Genomic DNA, 20644 nt, shown 5'->3' with positions numbered 1-20644 from the left:
ATTATTTTATGAAAAACTAATAAAAATTTCCATATAATTGTTATAATATGACTAGATTGATATAAAAGTTTTTTCTATATTATATATTTGAAGGGTCCTCATGCAAAAAGAGCAAATTCTCTACTTGAGAACTTGCTCTTTTTTTTACAGAGAAACATTACTAGAGGGCTCTAAGGGAGTACTTGAATTTCATGAGAGAATTTCTGTATGTATCCATAATAATATGCAGGTATAACAGAATTTTAAAATTTATAAAAAGATTAAGAGGCGATAGAGAATGAAAAGATATATTAGAATAAAAGGAATTGGCACATATCTTCCAAAACGCAAAGTAGATTCTTTTGAAATAGATCGTATGCTAGATGTGCCAGAAGGCTGGACATTAAAAAAAGCTGGGGTAAAAACACGATACTATGTTGATGGTGAAACATCTTCTTATATGGGTGCTGAAGCTGCAAAAAAAGCTGTAGAAGATGCTCAGCTAACGTGGGATGATATCGATTGTATCATCTGCGGAAGCGGAACGATTCAACAGGCAATTCCTTCTACTGCATCACTTATTCAAGAACAGCTTGAACTACAGCACTCTGGTATTCCATGTTTTGATATCAACTCAACATGCCTAAGTTTCATAACAGCATTTGATACAATTTCTTACGCAATTGAATGCGGGAGATACAAAAATGTTGTTATCATTTCTTCTGAAATTTCTTCTGTGGGATTAAATTGGGGACAAAATGAAAGCAGCATTTTATTCGGTGACGGTGCGGCAGCTGTTGTCATAACAAAAGGCGATCATACATCTTCTATTATTGCTTCCCATATGGAAACATATAGCTCTGGTGCACATTTATCAGAAATTCGTGGCGGTGGAACGATGATTCATCCTAGGGAGTATAGCGAAGAACGAAAAGAAGACTTCTTGTTCGATATGAATGGAAGAGCTATTTTTAAACTATCTTCTAAGTATCTGTTGAAGTTTATCGAAAAATTACTTATGGATACTGGTTATTCTCTAGCCGATATTGATTTAATTATTCCTCACCAAGCAAGTGGACCAGCTATGAGACTAATTCGTAAAAAATTAGGGGTTGATGAAGAGCGCTTTATGACCATTTTTGAAGACTACGGTAATATGATTTCCGCATCTATTCCAGTTGCCCTTTTCGAAGCGATTAAGCAAAAGAAAGTGCAACGCGGAAGTAAAATATTATTACTAGGTACTTCTGCGGGACTTTCTATCGGGGGCATCCTTCTTGAATACTAAGAAAACAGTATTAATTACAGGGGCACGTGCACCAGCAACTCTGCATTTATGTAGACTGTTTCATAACGCCGGACATACCGTTATTATTGCAGATAGTATTCCTTATCCATTAAGCAAAGTTTCAATAAGTACGGATTATTTTTATGAAATTCCTTCTCCAAAGTTGAAAACAAATGAAAGTATCCGTGCGCTACTATCAATTATTCAACGTCACAATGTGGATTTGCTTATTCCTACTTGTGAAGAAATATTTTATATATCTAAATATAGAGAAGAGTTAAGCTCATTTTGTCATGTATTAGTAGATGATTTTCAAAAACTTTCATTACTCCATAATAAGTGGGAATTTATTCAGTTAGTAGCGAATTTAAGGTGGCAAGTACCTGCGACATATAGAATAAATAATGAAGAAGCGATAAGGTCAATGATGCACAAAACACCAGCTAATACTCCTTTTGTATTAAAGCCGATTTTCTCCCGTTTTTCTGATAAAGTGGAATTTATTACTAAAGAGGCTACTATAAAAGAAGTCCTGGTAGATAAGTCGAATTATATTATGCAAGAGTTTATACAAGGAACGCAGCATTGTTCCTACAGTATCGCACAATCTGGGGAAGTGTTAGCTCACTCTACTTATAAAACGGAATTCACGGCAGGCTTAGGCGCTACCATTGCGTTTAAACATATTAATCATCCTAAAATTGACCAGTTTGTTAGACATATTGTAAAAGAGCTAGATTTCTCAGGACAAATTGCCTTTGATTTTATTGTTACAGAGAATGGAGATGCTATTCCAATTGAATGTAATCCACGTACTACAAGTGGATTACATTTATTTGATGAGGAAATATTGCCCGCTTTTTTTAATGAAAAAGTAAACAATACACGAATTCCAAAACTAAATTCTGAGTGTGCAATTCGGTTAGCAATGCTTTTATATGGGTTTCCTTACTTAAAAAGTAAACAAAAACGTAAGCGATGGTTAAAAGTTTTATGCTCCTATCCAGATATCATTTATCGTCACAATGATAGGAAACCATTTTTTTATCAGTTTTTTAGCATGTATAAATTATGGCGTGAAAGTTATAAACATGAACGGACTATTTTAGAGCAAACAACATATGACATATCGTGGGATGGTGAAGATTTATGAAAATGCTAGTAACTGGTGGAACGGGTTTTCTAGGACAAAAACTCGCCTTTCGATTGAAGAATATGGGCTATGAAGTAACGGCAACGGGGAGAAATAAAACAATCGGTAAGTTATTAGAACAAAATGGAATCGAGTTTGTCCATTGTCCTCTTGAAGACAGGGATCGTGCGCTACAAGTTTGTAAAGATAAAGATTATATCTTTCATAGCGGCGCACTTTCTTCTCCTTGGGGCAAATATGAAGATTTTTATAATGCGAATGTGTTAGGAACGAAACATATTATCGAGGCAAGTCAAAAGTACGGTATAAAACGCCTTATCCACGTATCAACACCAAGTATTTATTTCTATTATGATGAGCGACAAAATGTAGTAGAAAACGCGAAACTTCCTGGTACATTTGTAAATCATTATGCGACAACGAAGTACATGGCTGAACAAGCTATTGATCAAGCTTTCACGAATGGTTTACCTGTTATCACAATACGCCCGCGCGCTTTATTCGGACCAGGAGATAACGCTATTCTTCCGCGTCTTATTAAAGTATGTGAAAAAGGTGCCTTACCGAGAATTGGTACAGAAAATGTTCTTGTTGATATTACATATGTTGAGAATGTTGTAGATGCTTTACTTCTTTGTATGCATTCCCAAAAACATACATTAGGACAAAAGTACAATATAACAAATGACGAACGTGTAAATTTATATGAGGTCATAGAAAATGTAATGAAGCGTCTTGATAAGGAAGTAAAATATAAAAAAATTCCCTACAAAACTGCTTTTACACTAGCTGCTATACTAGAAGGAATCTCAAAAACTATTTTATTCGGAAAAGAACCTATTCTCACAAAATATACTGTTAGTGTCCTTTCAAAAAGCCAGACATTAAATATTGATAAAGCTAAAGAAGAACTAGGATATGCTCCAAAAATCAGTATAGAAGAAGGAATTACAAAATTTGTAGACTGGTGGAAAATACAATGAAAATCAAATCTTTAAAGCTATATGATACAGGATATTGCACACATCCAGAAAAAATTGCATACTCCAAGGGCAGTTGGAAACAAATATGTTTTCCTGCTACAGTAGGGTTACTCCAGCATCCAGTATTAGGATATATTTTATTTGATACTGGATATGCGGGACATTTTAAGGAGGCGACAAAAAAATTCCCTTACTCTGTATATGCAAAACTTACGCCTGTTCATTTCACGGAAGAGCAATCTATTAAACAGCAACTTCTTCTTGATGGTATTCAGCCAGAAGAAATTAAATATATTATTCTTTCTCATTTTCATGGCGATCATACAGCTGGTTTACCTGACTTTCCAAAAGCGAAAATACTAACCTTCGCAAAAGCTTATGAGGATATTAAAAAGAGAAGTAAATTTGGTGCTCTATTAAAAGGGTGTCTAAAAGATACACTGCCGATGGATTTAGAAAAAAGGATGTCATTCATTGATCAAACTCCATCCCTTAACTTACCTTCTACATATGGAAAGTTTGAAGAGGGGTATGATGTATTTGATGATGGCTCATTATTTGCTGTTGACTTAACAGGACATGCAACGGGACAATTCGGTTTATTCGTCCATTTACAGAGTGAAAAAATTGTCTTTCTTTGTGCAGACGCAGTGTGGCTAAGTAAAACTTATCAAAACCTTGTATTTCCTAGTAAGATTGCGAACCTTTTAACTAGCGATCCAAAGTCTTACCGAAAGAATATTGAGAAGTTACACCATTTATCACAAACATCACCTGAGATTGAAATTGTACCAACTCATTGTGAACATACATGGGATAAAATTAAAGCAGGGGTGTACTATGAATAAACTACGGATTCTCAAGCGATACTTGAAAACAAAATATGGCTTGAGATTTTCAAATCGCAAACAGTTGGAACAGTTTCATAAACAACAAATAGAAAAACAACTTTTGTTCACGATAGAGGCGTCTCCTTTTTATCGCCAGTTATATACGCCGTTTTTAAATGAAATTCAAAAGGGGAATTTGTCTGCACTCCCCATTATTGATAAAGAAGTAATGATGGAACATTTTGATACATTAAATACAGTCCATATTTCAAAGGAAGAAGCGTTTCATGTAGCATTTGAAGCAGAAAAGACCCGGAATTTCTCGCCAACCATTCGTAATATAACTATCGGTTTATCCTCAGGAACTAGTGGGAATCGTGGAGTTTTTCTCGTTTCCGAGGAAGAACAAACGTTGTGGGCTGGCTCGATTATTGGAAAGGTGCTTCCTTCTAGCATTCTACATAAACACACGATTGCTTTTTTCTTACGTGCAAATAGCAATTTATACGAAGCGACAAAAAATAAGCGAATCTCATTTCATTTTTTTGATTTACTAGACTCGTTTCAGCAGCATATCACGCGATTAAATGAAATACAGCCATCTATTTTAATTGCACCTCCGTCTATGTTACGGAAAATCGCTTACTGGCAGCAAGAAGGACTGATTACGATTTGTCCCCAAAAAATTATCTCTGTAGCAGAAGTGCTTGAAGATATTGATAGAGACTTTATTCGTGCAACTTTTAAGCAAACAGTACACCAAGTTTACCAATGTACAGAAGGTTTTCTTGCTACCACCTGCAAGCAGGGGACAATACACATTAATGAAGATCTCATTCATATTGAAAAAGAATACTTAGATCAAGAGAAAGGGATATTCGTTCCCATTATTACTGATTTCATGAGGAAAACACAGCCTATTATACGCTATCGTCTCAATGACATATTAATTGAGAAAAAAACGCCGTGCAGCTGTGGTTCACCTTTCTTAGCATTAGAACGAATTGATGGTCGATGTGACGATATATTTATTGGAATAAGTGAATTGGATAATAAAGAAATATCTATTTTTCCAGATTTCATTAGAAGAGCAATTTTGTTTGCATCTAGTGACATTCAAGAATTTAAAGTAATACAGCATAGCGTAGACAAAATTGAAATTAAACTTAAAGCACTACCTGAAAATCTCGAATTATGTCAATCAAAGGTAATGCAAGAATTACATACACTGTGGGCTACTAAAAAGTGTGCGATACCACAGTTCTTCTTTTCACATTACGATATTCAAGTATATGATAAAAAATTAAAAAGAATAGAAAGTCTTGTAAGGCGTGGTGAACATAAATGATTCAGTTACATGATGTTCATTCCTTGCATAGTATTGATTGGGAATCAAAAAAAGATGGGGCATATGTGCGAGATAGTTTCCTGCCTCTTTTTCAAAAGGGCGTTACAGCATTTATTGAAAATGTTAACACGGAGCTCTTTCTATTAGAAATCGATGATCTCATCTTGCCAGTTACTCTTAATAATGCAGAGTTCGAAAATTCATATGTATGTTCTCCTTATACACATTACATATCTTATGCATTAGAAGAGCTATGGGAGTTGAAAAAACCATGGCTAGAGAAGCTATTAACCTATCCGATTCATCTTATGGGAAGTTGGCTACGACGAACGAATATTAATAAAGTAATTGTCGTAAATAATTGGATGCTTTCAACAAATCTTTATCACTCTATCAACGAACAACAAATCGAACAAATTACGAATTTATTTGTTGAGAAATTTCCAGAGCATACAATTCTATTTCGCTCTTTAAATACCCAATTATATCCCGTAACGACAGAAGCACTATCTACGCTAGGTTACAATAAAATCATGTCTCGTTCTATATACTTATTTGATCCGAAACAATATAAAAAAATGAATCGAAAAAAACGAAAAGACTTATTAAATGATAAAAGTTTATTAGAGAAAAGCAATTATGAAATCATTACGAATGAAGAATTAACAAAAGATGATATTTTACAAATTTCCCAGTTATACAATCAACTATATATCGAAAAATATTCCGTCCATAACCCAATGTTTACACCCGCTTATTTATGGAATGCTCTTCAGCATCGTTTATTTGAGATAAAGGTCATAAAAAAAGGGGATACAATTGATGGTGTCATTGCTTATTTTATTAGGGATGGAGTTATGACAACTCCAATCATTGGCTATAATACAAACTCTGACCAGCAACAAGGCTTATACCGTATACTTTCTCTCCTTATTACAATGGATTCTATCGAAAAGGATTTAATTTGTCATTGTAGTGCTGGTGCTGGAGAGTTCAAACGAAATCGTGGTGCAACACAGCAGATTGAATACAGTTATGTGTATAACGCTCATTTACCACCTAGCCAACAAAAGGTATGGAAAGTATTAACGTGGATATTAAATACATATATAGAACCGATGGCAAAAAAACATCAATTTTAAATAAAAAAGAGATAAGACTTGTAATGTGTAGGAGCTATAAGTAGTAAGTATATTATTAAATTTTACATATGAAAAAGTTTTTTCGGGCTAGAGGATACACTTGATTCGATTGGAAATGATTATTCCCGCAAAAGGAAAGAATAGTGCATATCAAATAGTCATTATCAATCGCGGCTTAGACTATCGAGCAGAAACAGTGCTTGATAGGAATGTAAACAAAGCAGAAATGGAAAAAATAATGCTATTAATGTTGAAATAATAAAAAGGTGTTTTGAAGAAGTATATCTTTAGAACACCTTTTATGGTTCTGATGCAAAGATCATTTGATAGCTTTTCTATTTGAATGGATTTTCCTTTTTCACTCCATTCATACACTCTTTTTAGAGTAATAGTATCGGTATGTTCAAGATTTATAGATTCATTGCAATTATCTTGAAGGTTTTGCACCAAAATCATTTGCTTAGTGATGATGAATGATATATAAAGGAGCTCAACTCCCAATGGCAAGAAAATTATTAACACAGAGGTTTCCCTTTTTAATTCCTATTAGAATTGGACAACGTAGGCTATTTAAAAAAATAAGTGACCGTCTTAAAGGCTATAAATTTTCAAAAACATTTGAACGAAATCCATTACCTTACAGGATTTACAAACATAAATCTTTACTTATCAGAAAATTAGGTGATACAGATATACAGCTACAATATAACAAAATCATTAATCTAAAGCTAGCTATCTGCAAAATAAACCAGATTGTAATTAAACCGGGAGAAACATTTTCATTTTGGTATCTTGTTGGTAATTCCAGTGAAAAGGCTGGATATAAAGAAGGAATTATTCTAATGAATGGGGAAGCGATTAAGGGAATAGGTGGTGGTCTCTGTCAGTTAGGGAATCTTCTTTACTGGATGTTTCTGCATACAGAATTAGAAACAGTGGAAAGATATCGTCATAGTTTCGATCCATTCCCTGACTATGGACGTGTGATTCCATTTGGAACAGGTGCCACCTTGATGAATGGTATTATTGATCTCAAATTCATAAATAATTCCAATATTACTTATCAAGTCAATCTGAATATTGATGAAGAATACATATACGGAGAAATTAGAGCATCCCAGTACCCCCCATATACGTATTCTATCGTGGAAGAAGATCATTGTTTTGTAAAAAAAACAGATGGGCAAGTATACAGACAAAATAAAGTTTATAAAAAAATAGTTAATCGTGTCACAGGTAACTTAGTTGAAAAAAAACTAATCATGGAAAATGATTGCTTAGTAAAATATGAAGTAGATAATGAGAAAATTGAGGGTTCGTTATAGATAAGGATTTTCAATCATCTAAAGATATTTGAAAAAACAGCATAGATAATTTTAAATTTAAAATCTTCCAAGGTAAAAAAATATGGTTGAAATGGATTTTTTTATAAAAATACTAAGTCGAATGTAAACAGTAAGTATTATTTCACAAATTACAATAGAAAGGGCCCTAGGATAGAATTGTGAAGTCATCTATCCTAGGGCTTTGCTTATTGTTCTTTTGATTTTGGAAAGAAACAAGTAGTTGGTAAATCAGAGGAGCCCAAGGAAGTAGTTTGTAATAGTACGCCATCATGCGGCACTTGTTCAAGCATGGTACTTCAAGTATTCATATAGTATCAGCCCGTTTTCATTAAAAGAAAAAGAGGGTGACCTGGGATATGTACTAATTAAAATATAGACGCTCAGTTATCAACAAAGAAAAAAAGATTATATAATGGTGTAATTATAAGGTTGGATAATGATTTGAATGCATGTATTCCGTTTCGCTCACTTTAATTTCATTGATGTGATGCTATAATCATCAATTTAAATATATTACTCTCTATAATCATGGGCTGAATTTTTTGTACAAGAATTTTATTTTGGGGGTAACCAGTTTCGTTAGCTTGATGGGCATGGGGTACCGTCAGAAAAATGAGCTTAACGTTGTAGATCCGCATTTTCCTGACGGTACCCCTTAAAGAAGTTTTGCATTTCTGGATTGTTTGGGAAAGTTTGATCAGCCGAGCAACATAAAGATATACAAGAAATAAAAAATTGGAGTTAAACCGATGATGATATGTCCTATGAGGTTAATTCTCCAATGAATGTTTCTGATTTTGTTCTTTCCTAAAAGAAAAGTTATAACTAACACTGAAATAAGTGGGCAGAAAAAAGAAATACTGTCCCAAGGGCTGATTCTTTCAAAAATAATACGATTCAATAATGGCATTAACAAAATGAAATTAATGATTAGTAGAAGATATCTTAGTGAAATTATCATTTTTTACCAACCTTTACACTTTTTATCTTAACTTTAACATTTGTCTGACAATAAAAAAAGGAGCTTCTTCTTGTCAGGGATATGAGCTTAACGTTGTAAATCCGCATTTTCCTGACCGTACCCCAATGAGAAAATGTGATATTTCGTTGACCTTAATTAGATATGCAATATTACATATAAAAATGTATTGATATAAATTATATGCACTTACTATAATAAAAGGATAAAGATTTACCACATCTTAATACGAAAAAGAGGAGGAAATAATATGGAAATCGCAATGGCAGTTTTAAAATTTGTAGGTGGATTACTTCCGTTAGTTCAAGAACTTTTAAAAACATTTATGTAAGTTCATTATTTAGCAATTATTTATAAAAATTATCACACAAATGATAAAAAGACTTAATCTCCTCATAAGGATTAAGTCTTTTTTATTAGTTTCGTATGAAAGGTAGAATGGATTTGAATGAAGGGACTGACTTATATGAATAGAAGAAAGAATTGTAAATTACAAAAACCAATGAAAGTATTTATGGCATCTGCTGTTTTGACAACGACATTATTTACGTCTATGACTGTAAATAGTTTGAACATTCATGCTGAAACTACGCAAACTCAGGCGCAATATGAAGAGAGAAAGTTTGAACTTCCAAGTACAGGACATTATATGGGGGAAGCAGAAAGAGAAAGAAGAAGTGAGCAACGAAACTATGTGCCAACAGGAATCTATGTACAACCGAATGAACAAGTCACAATTGAAGTATCGGGACTATCGGGATTAGACAAGCTTGGAGCAACTATTGGGACAAATGAATATGATAAAGCAGGGGGAAAAGCATTTCGTCTTTCTCCGGGTTCTAACACCATCTCCTCTCCAAACGGTGGTTTATTAGGGTTTGATAACTGTGAAGGGAAAGGAACTGTTAGGGTGAAAGTAACACAAGGGGGGAGCCCTGTTCCATTCTTTGAATTAGGGAAGCATACGAAAGAAGACTGGATTGCTATGATGGACAAGTATCCAGATGCACATGCCGTTCAATTAAAGTCAAAGAAAGCAGTACTTACTGTTACTCGTGATAGTGCCAAGAAATATATTGTGGGTCAAGATCCGGTTCCTCTATTAAAAAAATATGATGAAATGATTCTAGCGCAAGATAAAATATCGGGACTATCTGAAACAAGTTCTAATCCGTTACATCGTCCAACTCGCCGTCTTTGGTCTTTTGTGGAAAATCCTAACAACCCAGATTGGGGTATGTATGCAGGGGGGAATGGAGTTGTATTTACTACTGCTGGTAATGCAATCGAAAGTGCTTTAAATGTAAATGAATTTGGATGGGGACAACTGCATGAAGCAGGACACACAAGGCAACAATACCCTTGGAAATGGAATGACCTTAGAGGAATGACTGAAGTCACTGTTAATATATATTCTTTAGCTGCACAAAAGCAATTATTCCCGAATCAACCAACACGGTTAGAAAAAGAAGGGGATTACGATAGAGCCTTTGCATACTTAAAACAAACAGATAAAGAGTATAAAAATATTGATGACTTGTTTGTGAAACTTGTTATGCTTTGGCAACTTCATTTAGCATATGGAGAAGATTTTTATCCGAATCTTCACAAACTATATCGAGAGTTACCAAAGGATAAACTTCCAGGAACTGATGAAGATGCAATACAAGCATTTATTTACAATACATCGAAAGTAGCGAAACAAAATTTACTTCCATTCTTTGATCAATGGGGACTGAAAGCATCACAAGAAACGAGAAAAAAAGTAGAAGCTTTGAGATATCCAACATTAACTTCCCCTATATGGGAAGCGACGGATGCGAAACCTGTTAAACCAGTAGCTGCGTATGATTCAAGAAAATAATGAAAGCAAGTGTGTGATCTAGCTAGTAATGCAATCGATGACAATCCAAATACAATTTGTCATAGCTAATAGAGCACATCATATAATTCCTTATAAACAAGGGGGATTACGTAAGTACATAGAGAAATATGGTATAGATGGAAATTTAGCCAGTATTTTTCTAAATCATTGACAGTTATACATGATGCGCGTGTACCCATTGGCCGGATTGTGCAGAATAGAAGATCTGTGAATCAGTAATACCTATATATATCTTTTTTATAAACGGTACGACTTTATTTCAAAGCTACATCTACAGAAAGAATAGCGTATTTTTTCATTTTAGGGGTATTTTGTTTTATTAGGTTGATAGCGATGGGGTACAGACCGCAAAACGGAAAAAAACCACGCTGAGGATTTTCGAGCCCTTTTAACGCTAATTTAAATTGTGTTGTATTCGAAATTAGATCATTTCGATAAATTGTGTTGAGTTAACACCTATTTACATTAGTCTTTTTTAGTTCTAATGCAACACAAATGACGTTGTGTTGTATTTAACAACCTTAACGTTGTTAAAATCACTTGTTTTTATGTCGAAATTTGCTTAACGTGGTTTATTTCCAAAATGCTGGCGGGACCCCTAGTAGAAGTTACTTTGTCAAAGGGCTTCAACCTTAGGATTTCTCCACCAGCTGCCTGTCAGCTACTAGGCGACTTGGCTCTTGTTGATTTGAAATAAAGTTTAATCAAAAAAGCTCCACAAACACATATTATATGGTAAATAAGAAGACTCCATTTTGAAAAAAGATTAATCAAAATGGAGTCTTTTGTTAGAAATCTGCATTTAGTTTTTATAAAAAAGATTGATCAAAACTCATGAACATATCTATTATAACCGTTTATATATAGCATATAGTCCATTCTTTTCTTTAAACACTATAGAAACTTTATTGTCACTTTAAAATATGGGCTCATTATTTTTAGATTCTCGGACAAGAGAAGTCAGGTGCTTACTATTCTAAACGGCTATAGCACATAGAATGCAAATTTCTCTTTTATCATGACAATTCCATCTTTATCTTTCCCCTAAATTCTTCATTTTTTAATGTTTTTAAATTAAATTCATTTAGATTCTTACGTAACTTTAAAGCATCAATTCTATTTAACTCGTTTGCCATAAATACAATTTCAAATGAATCGCCTTTTTTATTTGTTGCATATAAGCCATTAGTTAAAACAAATGCAGTAGAACCACCCTTTTGTCCTGCATGTAAAAACAATTTTTTATTATGTTCATTTTCTATTACAGTCTCTAGAATGTTGTCCAATTTTTGATGCACTAATTCATCATAATAATTTTTGGAATTAATTTTTTCTAGCAAAGAGATATAGTCAGAAGCTGCTGCTGATGTCAAACGATTTGACCAATTCCTTTGCAAGTCTAGTGAAAACATATTCAAATTCGGCAGCTGATGTTCATTTTTCATTAATTCATTTATTTTGAACGCATACTTCTTGTATTCTTCTTGAGAGAGATTATTTAGATGTTTTACTAATTCCTTCTTACTTAAATTAAATTTCTCCTGCAAGAATCCTGGAATATATAAAGCTGACACAAATGGATATACTTCTTCATGTTGTTGAAGGTCTAATTCCTTTATATTTTGATTAATAGTTTCAATTCCGAGTATATTTATTAAATATTCTGTATTCGCATTCGAACTATATTGTAACATTCCCTTTGCTATATTCTGTAAAGTTACACAATCATTTTTAATCTGATTATTTTGTATCATATCCTGTTCCCATTTTGGATGTGCGCCACCATCTGTGTTTTTGATATAATATTTCTTTAATTCGCTTAAAGAAATATATTCGTTTTCATTAATGATCCCGTTAGCACTTTGTTTAGCAAATTCAATAGCAATTATTAATTTAACCATACTTGCTAACGGTAACCTCTTATCTTCATTAATAGAACATAGAATTTCACCATTTTTTTTTATAATTAATGCACATGTATTCTTCTGTGCGTTTTCTTTAATATACGACAAAATATATTGTGGATCCGTTTTATTCATATCCTTCCTCGCTAGCATAAATACAATAACAAAAACCACTATACAAATAACTACAATACCTAACAAAACATTAATAAACATTATAAATTTCTCCTTATTTAATTTTGACTTATATTTTTTGAGTTGATATAAATACCGGATTTATGTAGTTTTAAAATAAAGTTTGATTAAAAATATCTACTCCCGCCCTTACCCTAAGGAATATAAAAAGAATCTAATTTGAAAAAATATTAATCAAAATAGATTCTTTTTCAGTAGATTTAAGATTGGTTTTTATAAAAATTTTTGATTAAAATTACACATATTAACCTTACTATATGATTCTCTGATTAATAAAACGTATAAAAAATTTTGGAATAGTAACACCTATACGTTATTATTCTCCTTTTTTTTATAGAAATGGTTCGAATTACAGGCAATAACCCATCCTATAATTATTAATGTTACAGAAAACAACTTAAGACACGCCCTATATATATAATCTAAATCTTTAAGATAAACCCAGGATATTACCCCTATAACAGCACCAACTATTCCTAGAATCAAACCCTTATATTTTTGTAAAAACATCAAGTTACCCCTTTCGTACAAACAAAATATTCCATATATAAATAATACTAAATTATGGAACATTTTTAAAGAATCAAAATGTTTTTATATTCAATTCATATATTTTATTTCTTTTCTTAATAAAAATATCCCCATAGATAAGTAAATTCAAAGGGATAAAACGGTGCATATTTTTTATAAACAGTTAATCTTTTTTCAAAACGGTTAAACTTTATTTCAAATCCACATGTGTATGGTGACTCCTATCTTATAAGATGTAATAAAAAGAAGAATCCAAAATTGGACTCTTCTTTTTTTATAGGAAATGTGTAGGTATGTTAGAGCATTCTGTAGATTCTTCTGCAAGTAAACACCAGAGTGACACCTTATTCTTTGAATCTTTTCCCTCTCCTTAATATTAGTAAAATCAATACGATGAAAGTAAACCTTTGGGTAAAAGTTTACATTGGAGTTTTGAATCATTTATAACTAATTTTGTAATAAATTTCTCAATATAGATATACTTGTTAATTCTGGTTCTAATATTCAAAATTAACAAGAAATAAACTATGATATAAATATGATGGTTATCCTTTTGTTTACTCCTTGTGCTGAAGATAAGATCGTGTTCGCCGATCTTATCTTTTTTTATTTGTGATTTTTCATATAAAAAAAGAATCCTTATCATAAGGATTCTGTAACAGGAAACAACAAATATATAATAAAGAGAATTACTTATATTATAATTTAATAATCACAAATTAAATATTTTGGAGTGTGGTGGGGTATGGGGAAAGTAAAGGAATTGGAATCAATAATAAAAGAATTAGAAGAAGAGATACAATGGCGGGATAATCATATTATAGAAATTAATTCTGATAATACAAGGGTATTAGAACAGTCAATGGAAGTAGCAAGACTTATTGAGTTGTATGATAAATTCATTAGGAAAATGAATTTAGAAGATGAATTAAAGGTATTCTTGAAAGAAGAGATAAACAGTTACAATTAAAGAACAACACGCAATATTAACGGTTCTGGTGCAAAAATTTTAATATACATGTAGGCCATATACTTACCTCCTAAGGTTTAACCCATCTTTTATCAACATGTTAATTAATATAGAAGATTTGAATTAACTATGAACCAGAGAATACCGATTAAATTACATGTAGCTTGCTTTCTCAAATTATGGGCAAAAACACCTGTAAAATAAATAACCAGTTCCTTAACGTACAAGGAACTGGTTAAAATCTGTACAATTTGTGTCTAAACGTACAATTTTCTTTTTTTGATATGGTGAGCCCATGCCCATCAACTTAAGAAAACAAGTTACACCAAAAAACAAAAAATCCCTCAGAAAAGCCAAGAGACCACTTATTTACACAAAAATATTGACGGTACAGATTTAATTTTTGATAAATATATATATTATTATTATGGTTATAATTATTCCTATAAAAAACATATTAGTTGGAAGGAATTTCAATAACCAAAAAGCAGTCATAATTGTTGCTACTAAAAGAAACGGTAGCCATTCTTCATGTGTGAATTCTTTTTTGTTAGATAAAACAATTATATACCCTATTAATGGTAGTATTAAACATATTGTATATAAAAATTTATCTTGTAAATACCACGGTCTATTTTCCATATCTTTCTCCAATATACTTTTAATTACATTGTATGTTTATAATAAATTTTAATCAAGGGGTACCGCCCATTGTCATCAAGCTAAAGCGAAATTGTATCTATAAAACGAAAAAAACGTTATTCTTTCTAAAAAATGCTAGATTAGAAAGGATGACGTTTTCTTATGAATCTCTCGATTCAAGATGAACTACAACCATTTGCGGAAGAATTACAACGATATGTTACACCTGTATTTTTAGAAGAACTTGCAAGAAATCTTGGGTTTGTAAAGCGAAAACGCAAGTTTTCTGGCTCAGACTTAGCTACTATTTGTATTTGGATGAGTCAACGGATTGCAAGTGACCCCTTAGTCCGATTATGTAGTAGGCTTCATGCTACGACAGGTACTTTACTCAGCCCTGAGGGCTTAAATAAACGCTTAAATACAAAAGCAGTTTTGTTTTTACAACATATTTTTTCTTTACTGTTACAACAAAAGGTATGTGAACAAACGCAAATTTCTAACCATCTCTTCTCTTATTTCCAGCGAATTCGTATCCTAGATGCTACCGTATTTCAAGTGCCAAATGCTTTAGAGAATGTATATCCAGGCTCTGGAGGATGTGCCCAAACAGCTGGAATCAAAATTCAATTAGAATATGATCTGCACAGTGGGGAATTTCTTAACTTTCAAGTTGGACCTGGAAAAAATAATGACAAAACATTTGGGACGGAGTGCTTAGATACCTTACGGCCAGGAGATTTATGTATTCGTGATTTGGGTTATTTTTCATTGGAAGACTTAGATCAAATGGATCAACGAGGTACATACTATATTTCTCGTTTAAAATTAAATACGAATGTATATGTGAAAAATCCAAACCCAGAACACTTTAAAAATGGTGTAATTAAGAAACAATCGGAATACATACAAATCGATGTGAAACAGATTTTGGAACAACTACAGCCCGGGGAAACATTTGAATTAAAAAATGCTTATATTGGTGATAAACAACAACTGTTTGCACGTGTTATTTTTAATCGATTAACAGAAAAACAACTTAAAAAACGACGAGCGAAGATCGCAGAAAAAGAAAAAGCAAAGAATAGAACGTACTCAGAGAAAAGTAAAATGGTAGCTGGATTAAACGTGTACGTGACAAATATACCTTGGGAATGGGTTCCGATGGAACAGGTACATGAGTTATATACTTTGCGTTGGCAAATAGAAATTGTCTTTAAAACGTGGAAATCACTCTTCAAAATAGACCATTATCGTAATGTAAAACAGGAACGATTAGAGTGCCAATTATATGGAAAGTTAATCGCTATTTTCCTGTGCTCTTCTACTATGTTTAAAATGCGCCAACTTCTTTTGCAAAAGAAGAATAGAGAATTAAGCGAATATAAAGCAATGGGGATGATCCAAGATTATGTATATCTTTTGTATCAAGCTATACAGAAAGACACTCAAGAAATAACAAAGATTCTAATCCGCCTATTCCACCTACTACAGAAAAATGGGCGGAAATCTCATCGATATGAGAAGAAAACAGTCTTTGATATTATGGGTGTTGTCTATGAGTATAGTGGATTTAGAAGACAAAAGAAATCTGCATAATCTTTAAAAATGATACCTACCTAGGTTTATTTGGCATGCTCATTTTTAAGAATAAAAAGTGTTTTAAGAGTGTTGCAGTTTATTTGAACGAAAGTTCATTTTGTTTCCGTTCTTAAGTTGATGGGCATGTATGGTGAGCCCTAATGGGGTATCGTCAGCATTTCGGAAAAAAACTACGCTAAGAAAAAAATATAATAAGCTGCCCATATGGACAGCTTATTTACATAATTATCGTTCTCGGAAGTAAATATATTTGGTTTATCCGTGATTCGTAGTAATTTCATCAAAAAAACATTTTAATTCAGAAAACTTTTCTAAATCTCCCATTGTTGAAAAAACTTCTTCCCCTTTTTCATGACAAATAACAATTGAAGGAATCTTCTTAAATAAACCAACAGTTTGCTTCTGTTCTTTAAATTCTATGATTTCTTCATGTTTAATTTCAAAAAGAATTTTATTCATTTTCATTGTTTCTGTATAAAAAATTATTCTCTTATTTGTTGATAACAATAATCCAAATACATCAGGAGAATTAGAAATTATACCGCTTAACATTGAAAGAGAAGTCAAATTGCTATATTTATAATAAGCTTTAATTTGATTTCTCACTTTTTCATTCTCTTCTAATAAAATTTGTTTTAACATATTAAGTCTCTCCTTATATAAAAATAAAATATTGATAATATTTTCTGAAATCTCTATATATCTATATTATCATAAGAAGAAAACGTAACAACTTATTGTTTTACATAATTTTGATTAATAACAAGATTCTTAATGTATTTTTTAAAGAAACAATGACTTTCATAGTAATCTACACTCACTAATTATTCTCACCTGAATATACCTTTAAATCTTCCATTGCTATGGCTATAGCATGTTTTTCTGTATCAATTAACGATATTCCTTGTTTAATAGGAGCCCAATGCTTATATCCATAATCCTCAAACCACGCAAAAACTTCTATAGTGAAAAGGCCATTATTTCGTTTGATAACTTGAACCTTGTATCTTTTGTTTTGGGAAACAATCTCTTTAATGATTTCTGTCATTGTCTATCTCCTTCTACCTTTTATCCAGATTGTACCACATCAAGAATATAGATAATAAAAGGTATTTTGATTGCATATTCTATTCATGTCAGGTTAACATAACGTCCTATTATCGGTAGCAAAGAAAAAGGCGTCCCCTTACTCTCATAAGGGATTCGCCTTTTTTTCTTTTTATCAATCTATGCATTTTTTTATACATTCCTATCATGGTGTGGGTTTTCGGGTTCTCGTTTGTTACTGGATTAGCCGAAAAACTGTAAAAAATCTTGTATGCTCTTAGCGTGGATTTTTTCCAAAATCCTGGCGGTACCCCCTATATAATTTCAAAAGGATTATTTTGTTAAAGAAATTCATTTTAATTTATAACCACTGTCTTTTTCTTATATTTTCCATTAAAATTTAATAGAAATATTTCGATAACAAAGGAGCAACCTATGAAGCATAATATAAATCTATGGTCCTTTATTTTTTCATTCGTTTGCATTGCTTTTTTTCTTTTATATCTTGAAGTATGCACACCTGAAATGAATGCATCTTTTATAAACGTCGTTTATTTTCACCCTTTATTTTTTGTACTCATTTTTTCAATAGGAACTTTTTTTGCTGGTATGAAAGGATTCTCTAAAGTAGATAATTGGATTTCAATGCTTAGAAGCATAGTAACAGTTCTACTAACACTTTTATTATCAGTGTTTTTAACACTAACTTTGATTGTGGGCTATGCATTAAGTTAAACGTATTTCTTCACGAATAAAACTCGATATTCCGTCAATACTGTAGATAACCTAGTTGGAACAAGACCTCCATTAGGTGAGCAGTTAGCTTTTGCTAGCTGCTCTTGTTGTCTGCAATTGGTTACATTTACCTGCTGTTTTTAACGTAATATTACGTTAAAATATAAAAGAATAAAATATATTGAGCTGTTATACCATTACCCTAGGAAACTAGGGTTTTTATTTCTACAAAATGAAATTTTTATTAAAACGATAATTCTTTATTTCTCAATATAAAGAGTCTAGAATTTTCACTAAAAATCATGTAATATATGAGTAAAGAGTAAGGTAAGAGTTACTCTTTGCCATTTTAGGAGAGGATTTGCTATACATAGCAGGTCCTCTTTTGTTTTTCTTAGCTTGATGGGCATGTATGGTGACCCCTTAGAGTAGAAAATCCGGCACATTTTATGTCGAAATTTGCTTAGAGTATATTTTCGTTAAAATGTGGGTGGGACGCCCTTATGAAAAAGATAAAAACCTATCCGCAGATAGGTTTCTTGTTTATATTTATAGTAGGGTGTTTTTGCCCATCCCCTCGAAAAGGGGGAACAAGACAAAATATACTATTTATATACTAAATAGAGTGTTGTAAACTAGATTCATATTCTTTGACTCTTCTATAAAATGTATTACTTTTCATTCCTACTTTTTTCATCGCTTCTACTGCAGTAATTTTAATATGATTTGTTAGAATAGACCAATTTTTATCAGGAAATGGATGTATTTGAGTGGTATCAGCAATACCACTCAGTTCAATTAAAAAATAAAGGGTTTCCCATATCAAAAAGTAACCATCTAACTTTAATAACACATCAATGATAATCAGAATATAGTTTAAATGCTTCATCAGAAGATATTTTTTTACAAATCTACACAAACTTAGCGCTTGTACGAATAAAAAATAGACAAGCGCGATGAAAAACCAGCCTGTCTATTAGCGTTTATTTTTTTGTGATGCTTTGTTTGGCGTATGAAATAATCGTGATAATTAATGCCGCGACACCGACGAAAATAAGTAGCCCACCTACTGGCGTTAAGAAGAAGTACGGCTCGTCTAACACACCGTTTTCCTGTACAGTGACAGGCGCAAACTTTGATGCGATTAATAAAATAATCCCTAATACGAGTGGTACGGCAGCAAAAAACATTTTTTTCATAAATAATCTCTCCTCGACTATTGTCATTTTTTTGTGATTTTCTTAGTGGTTGTAATAGCGGTAATCATCAATGCAATGACACCGATAAAGATGAATAGCACACTCACTGGTACTAGGAAGAAGTACGGATCATACAGCATGCCATCCTCCTGTACAGTGGAAGGTGCGAACGCTGACGCAATCATTAATATAACGCCTAGTATTAGCGGAACAGATGCGACTATTATTTTTTTCATATAACATCACTCCTCCTCTTTTTCATAAGCTAAAATATCAACAGGCTGACAGTCCAACACTTCACAAACTTTATTTAACGTTGAAAATTTTACTGCTTTTGCTTTTCCAGTTTTTAAAATCGAAACATTAGCCATCGTAATGTCAAGTGATTCCGATAATGCTGTCACCGACATTTTTCGTTTGGCTAACATCACATCGAGATTGACGATGATTGCTATAACCCCCACCTCAAATCGTTAATTTTGCTTCTTCCTCTAGCTGTATAGCCTCTTGAAATACATTCGCTAATACACGTAAAAATAAGGTTAATGTTACTGCCATGCCGAAAAATAATAAACAAAATGCGAGGAAAATCATCGGCGCTTGCTCACTAATGATGATGTAAACAATACCAATCGCATACAGCACAACCTCACTCGTTGCTAAGTAACTCATGTTTTTAAGATGTTTAATATGCTGTTCGCTAAAGAGCTGTACGGTAATGCCTGTGCAAATTTTCCAAGCAAACAATAATGCTACATAAAAAGGGTAATCGGCTTTCCTTCAATTGTAGCTGCCATTTGAGGCACAACTAAGAAACAAAATAATATACCCGAAAGTGCAACCATTATAATCAGAAACTTTAACCACATTGCTAACCTCGCCATAT

The 20644-nt window shown here is 32.4% G+C and carries 20 protein-coding genes and 1 pseudogene; 11 read left to right on the top strand and 10 right to left on the bottom strand.

Features of this window, described 5'->3' with window-relative positions:
* The first annotated feature begins 277 nt into the window (after window positions 1-277).
* The 8 genes from NSS97_RS28895 to NSS97_RS28860 all read left to right on the top strand — a co-directional run bounded on the left by NSS97_RS28895 (window position 278) and on the right by NSS97_RS28860 (window position 10912).
* Window positions 278-1267: a beta-ketoacyl-ACP synthase III gene (locus NSS97_RS28895; RefSeq protein ID WP_044438638.1), complete on the top strand. Its 990-nt coding sequence runs from the start codon at window positions 278-280 to the stop codon at window positions 1265-1267.
* Entirely contained in the window at window positions 1257-2420 is a 1164-nt protein-coding gene (locus NSS97_RS28890; RefSeq protein WP_044438640.1) for an ATP-grasp domain-containing protein, read from the top strand. Before NSS97_RS28895 ends, NSS97_RS28890 begins: the two co-directional genes overlap by 11 nt.
* Window positions 2417-3403: an NAD-dependent epimerase/dehydratase family protein gene (locus tag NSS97_RS28885; protein ID WP_341115003.1), complete on the top strand. Its 987-nt coding sequence runs from the start codon at window positions 2417-2419 to the stop codon at window positions 3401-3403. The genes NSS97_RS28890 and NSS97_RS28885 overlap by 4 nt, the downstream gene beginning before the upstream one ends.
* The gene (locus NSS97_RS28880) at window positions 3400-4251 is read left to right on the top strand and encodes an MBL fold metallo-hydrolase (RefSeq protein WP_044438644.1); all 852 of its coding nucleotides are present in this window, start codon (window positions 3400-3402) and stop codon (window positions 4249-4251) included. Before NSS97_RS28885 ends, NSS97_RS28880 begins: the two co-directional genes overlap by 4 nt.
* Window positions 4244-5581 (top strand): F390 synthetase-related protein, encoded by a 1338-nt coding sequence (locus tag NSS97_RS28875; RefSeq protein WP_341115000.1) that lies wholly within the window; start codon window positions 4244-4246, stop codon window positions 5579-5581. Before NSS97_RS28880 ends, NSS97_RS28875 begins: the two co-directional genes overlap by 8 nt.
* Window positions 5578-6723, top strand: coding sequence for a hypothetical protein (locus NSS97_RS28870; protein WP_341114998.1), 1146 nt, complete (start codon window positions 5578-5580; stop codon window positions 6721-6723). Before NSS97_RS28875 ends, NSS97_RS28870 begins: the two co-directional genes overlap by 4 nt.
* Window positions 6724-7223: 500 nt before the next feature.
* Window positions 7224-8048, top strand: coding sequence for a VanW family protein (locus NSS97_RS28865; RefSeq protein WP_341114996.1), 825 nt, complete (start codon window positions 7224-7226; stop codon window positions 8046-8048).
* Window positions 8049-9514: 1466 nt separating this feature from the next.
* Window positions 9515-10912, top strand: a complete 1398-nt coding sequence (locus NSS97_RS28860) for a M60 family metallopeptidase (RefSeq protein WP_107888387.1) — start codon at window positions 9515-9517, stop codon at window positions 10910-10912.
* 1037 nt (window positions 10913-11949) lie between these two features.
* On the opposite strand, the gene NSS97_RS28855 is transcribed toward NSS97_RS28860, so the two are convergent.
* Both NSS97_RS28855 and NSS97_RS28850 read right to left on the bottom strand, forming a co-directional pair.
* Complete coding sequence (locus tag NSS97_RS28855) at window positions 11950-13053, bottom strand: serine hydrolase (protein WP_107888052.1); 1104 nt, start codon at window positions 13051-13053, stop codon at window positions 11950-11952.
* A 285-nt stretch (window positions 13054-13338) separates the two neighbouring features.
* The gene (locus NSS97_RS28850; RefSeq protein WP_000479691.1) at window positions 13339-13542 is read right to left on the bottom strand and encodes a hypothetical protein; all 204 of its coding nucleotides are present in this window, start codon (window positions 13540-13542) and stop codon (window positions 13339-13341) included.
* Window positions 13543-14308: 766 nt separating this feature from the next.
* On the opposite strand from NSS97_RS28850, the gene NSS97_RS28845 reads away from it, so the two are divergent.
* The gene (locus NSS97_RS28845) at window positions 14309-14533 is read left to right on the top strand and encodes a hypothetical protein (RefSeq protein ID WP_000521113.1); all 225 of its coding nucleotides are present in this window, start codon (window positions 14309-14311) and stop codon (window positions 14531-14533) included.
* Between the two features lie 804 nt (window positions 14534-15337).
* Window positions 15338-16774 (top strand): IS4 family transposase, encoded by a 1437-nt coding sequence (locus NSS97_RS28840; protein ID WP_341114992.1) that lies wholly within the window; start codon window positions 15338-15340, stop codon window positions 16772-16774.
* 258 nt (window positions 16775-17032) lie between these two features.
* Here NSS97_RS28840 and NSS97_RS28835 read toward each other — a convergent pair whose 3' ends face one another.
* Together NSS97_RS28835 and NSS97_RS28830 are read right to left on the bottom strand one after the other, a co-directional pair.
* The gene (locus NSS97_RS28835) at window positions 17033-17419 is read right to left on the bottom strand and encodes a PH domain-containing protein (protein WP_107888054.1); all 387 of its coding nucleotides are present in this window, start codon (window positions 17417-17419) and stop codon (window positions 17033-17035) included.
* Between the two features lie 178 nt (window positions 17420-17597).
* Window positions 17598-17825 carry a hypothetical protein gene (locus NSS97_RS28830; RefSeq protein WP_107888055.1) on the bottom strand — a complete coding sequence of 76 codons (228 nt, stop codon included), beginning with the start codon at window positions 17823-17825 and terminating at the stop codon, window positions 17598-17600.
* 434 nt (window positions 17826-18259) lie between these two features.
* Here NSS97_RS28830 and NSS97_RS28825 point away from each other — a divergent pair, with 434 nt between their 5' ends.
* Window positions 18260-18559, top strand: a complete 300-nt coding sequence (locus tag NSS97_RS28825) for a hypothetical protein (RefSeq protein ID WP_033729035.1) — start codon at window positions 18260-18262, stop codon at window positions 18557-18559.
* 616 nt (window positions 18560-19175) lie between these two features.
* Here the strand turns inward: NSS97_RS28825 and NSS97_RS28820 are convergent.
* From NSS97_RS28820 to NSS97_RS28795, 6 genes and pseudogenes are all read right to left on the bottom strand, one after another.
* Window positions 19176-19470: pseudogene (locus tag NSS97_RS28820) on the bottom strand (hypothetical protein).
* Window positions 19471-19542: 72 nt separating this feature from the next.
* A complete protein-coding gene (locus NSS97_RS28815) occupies window positions 19543-19758 on the bottom strand; it encodes a DUF3955 domain-containing protein (protein ID WP_165927697.1) in 216 nt (71 codons plus the stop codon).
* 23 nt (window positions 19759-19781) lie between these two features.
* A complete protein-coding gene (locus NSS97_RS28810; protein ID WP_107888057.1) occupies window positions 19782-19994 on the bottom strand; it encodes a DUF3955 domain-containing protein in 213 nt (70 codons plus the stop codon).
* Between the two features lie 6 nt (window positions 19995-20000).
* On the bottom strand, window positions 20001-20213 hold the full coding sequence (locus NSS97_RS28805) for a helix-turn-helix domain-containing protein (RefSeq protein ID WP_341115031.1): 213 nt from the start codon (window positions 20211-20213) through the stop codon (window positions 20001-20003).
* 10 nt (window positions 20214-20223) lie between these two features.
* Window positions 20224-20505, bottom strand: a complete 282-nt coding sequence (locus NSS97_RS28800) for a DUF2975 domain-containing protein (RefSeq protein WP_107888058.1) — start codon at window positions 20503-20505, stop codon at window positions 20224-20226.
* A 5-nt stretch (window positions 20506-20510) separates the two neighbouring features.
* Window positions 20511-20642, bottom strand: coding sequence for a hypothetical protein (locus tag NSS97_RS28795; protein WP_341114979.1), 132 nt, complete (start codon window positions 20640-20642; stop codon window positions 20511-20513).
* Window positions 20643-20644: the final 2 nt, after the last annotated feature.

The sequence above is a fragment of the Bacillus sp. FSL R12-0074 genome (genome assembly GCF_038005725.1).
Classification (GTDB): domain Bacteria; phylum Bacillota; class Bacilli; order Bacillales; family Bacillaceae_G; genus Bacillus_A; species Bacillus_A mycoides.
The sequence above is the reverse complement of the archived record's forward strand: the minus strand, read 5'-3'. Positions and strand labels throughout refer to the sequence as shown.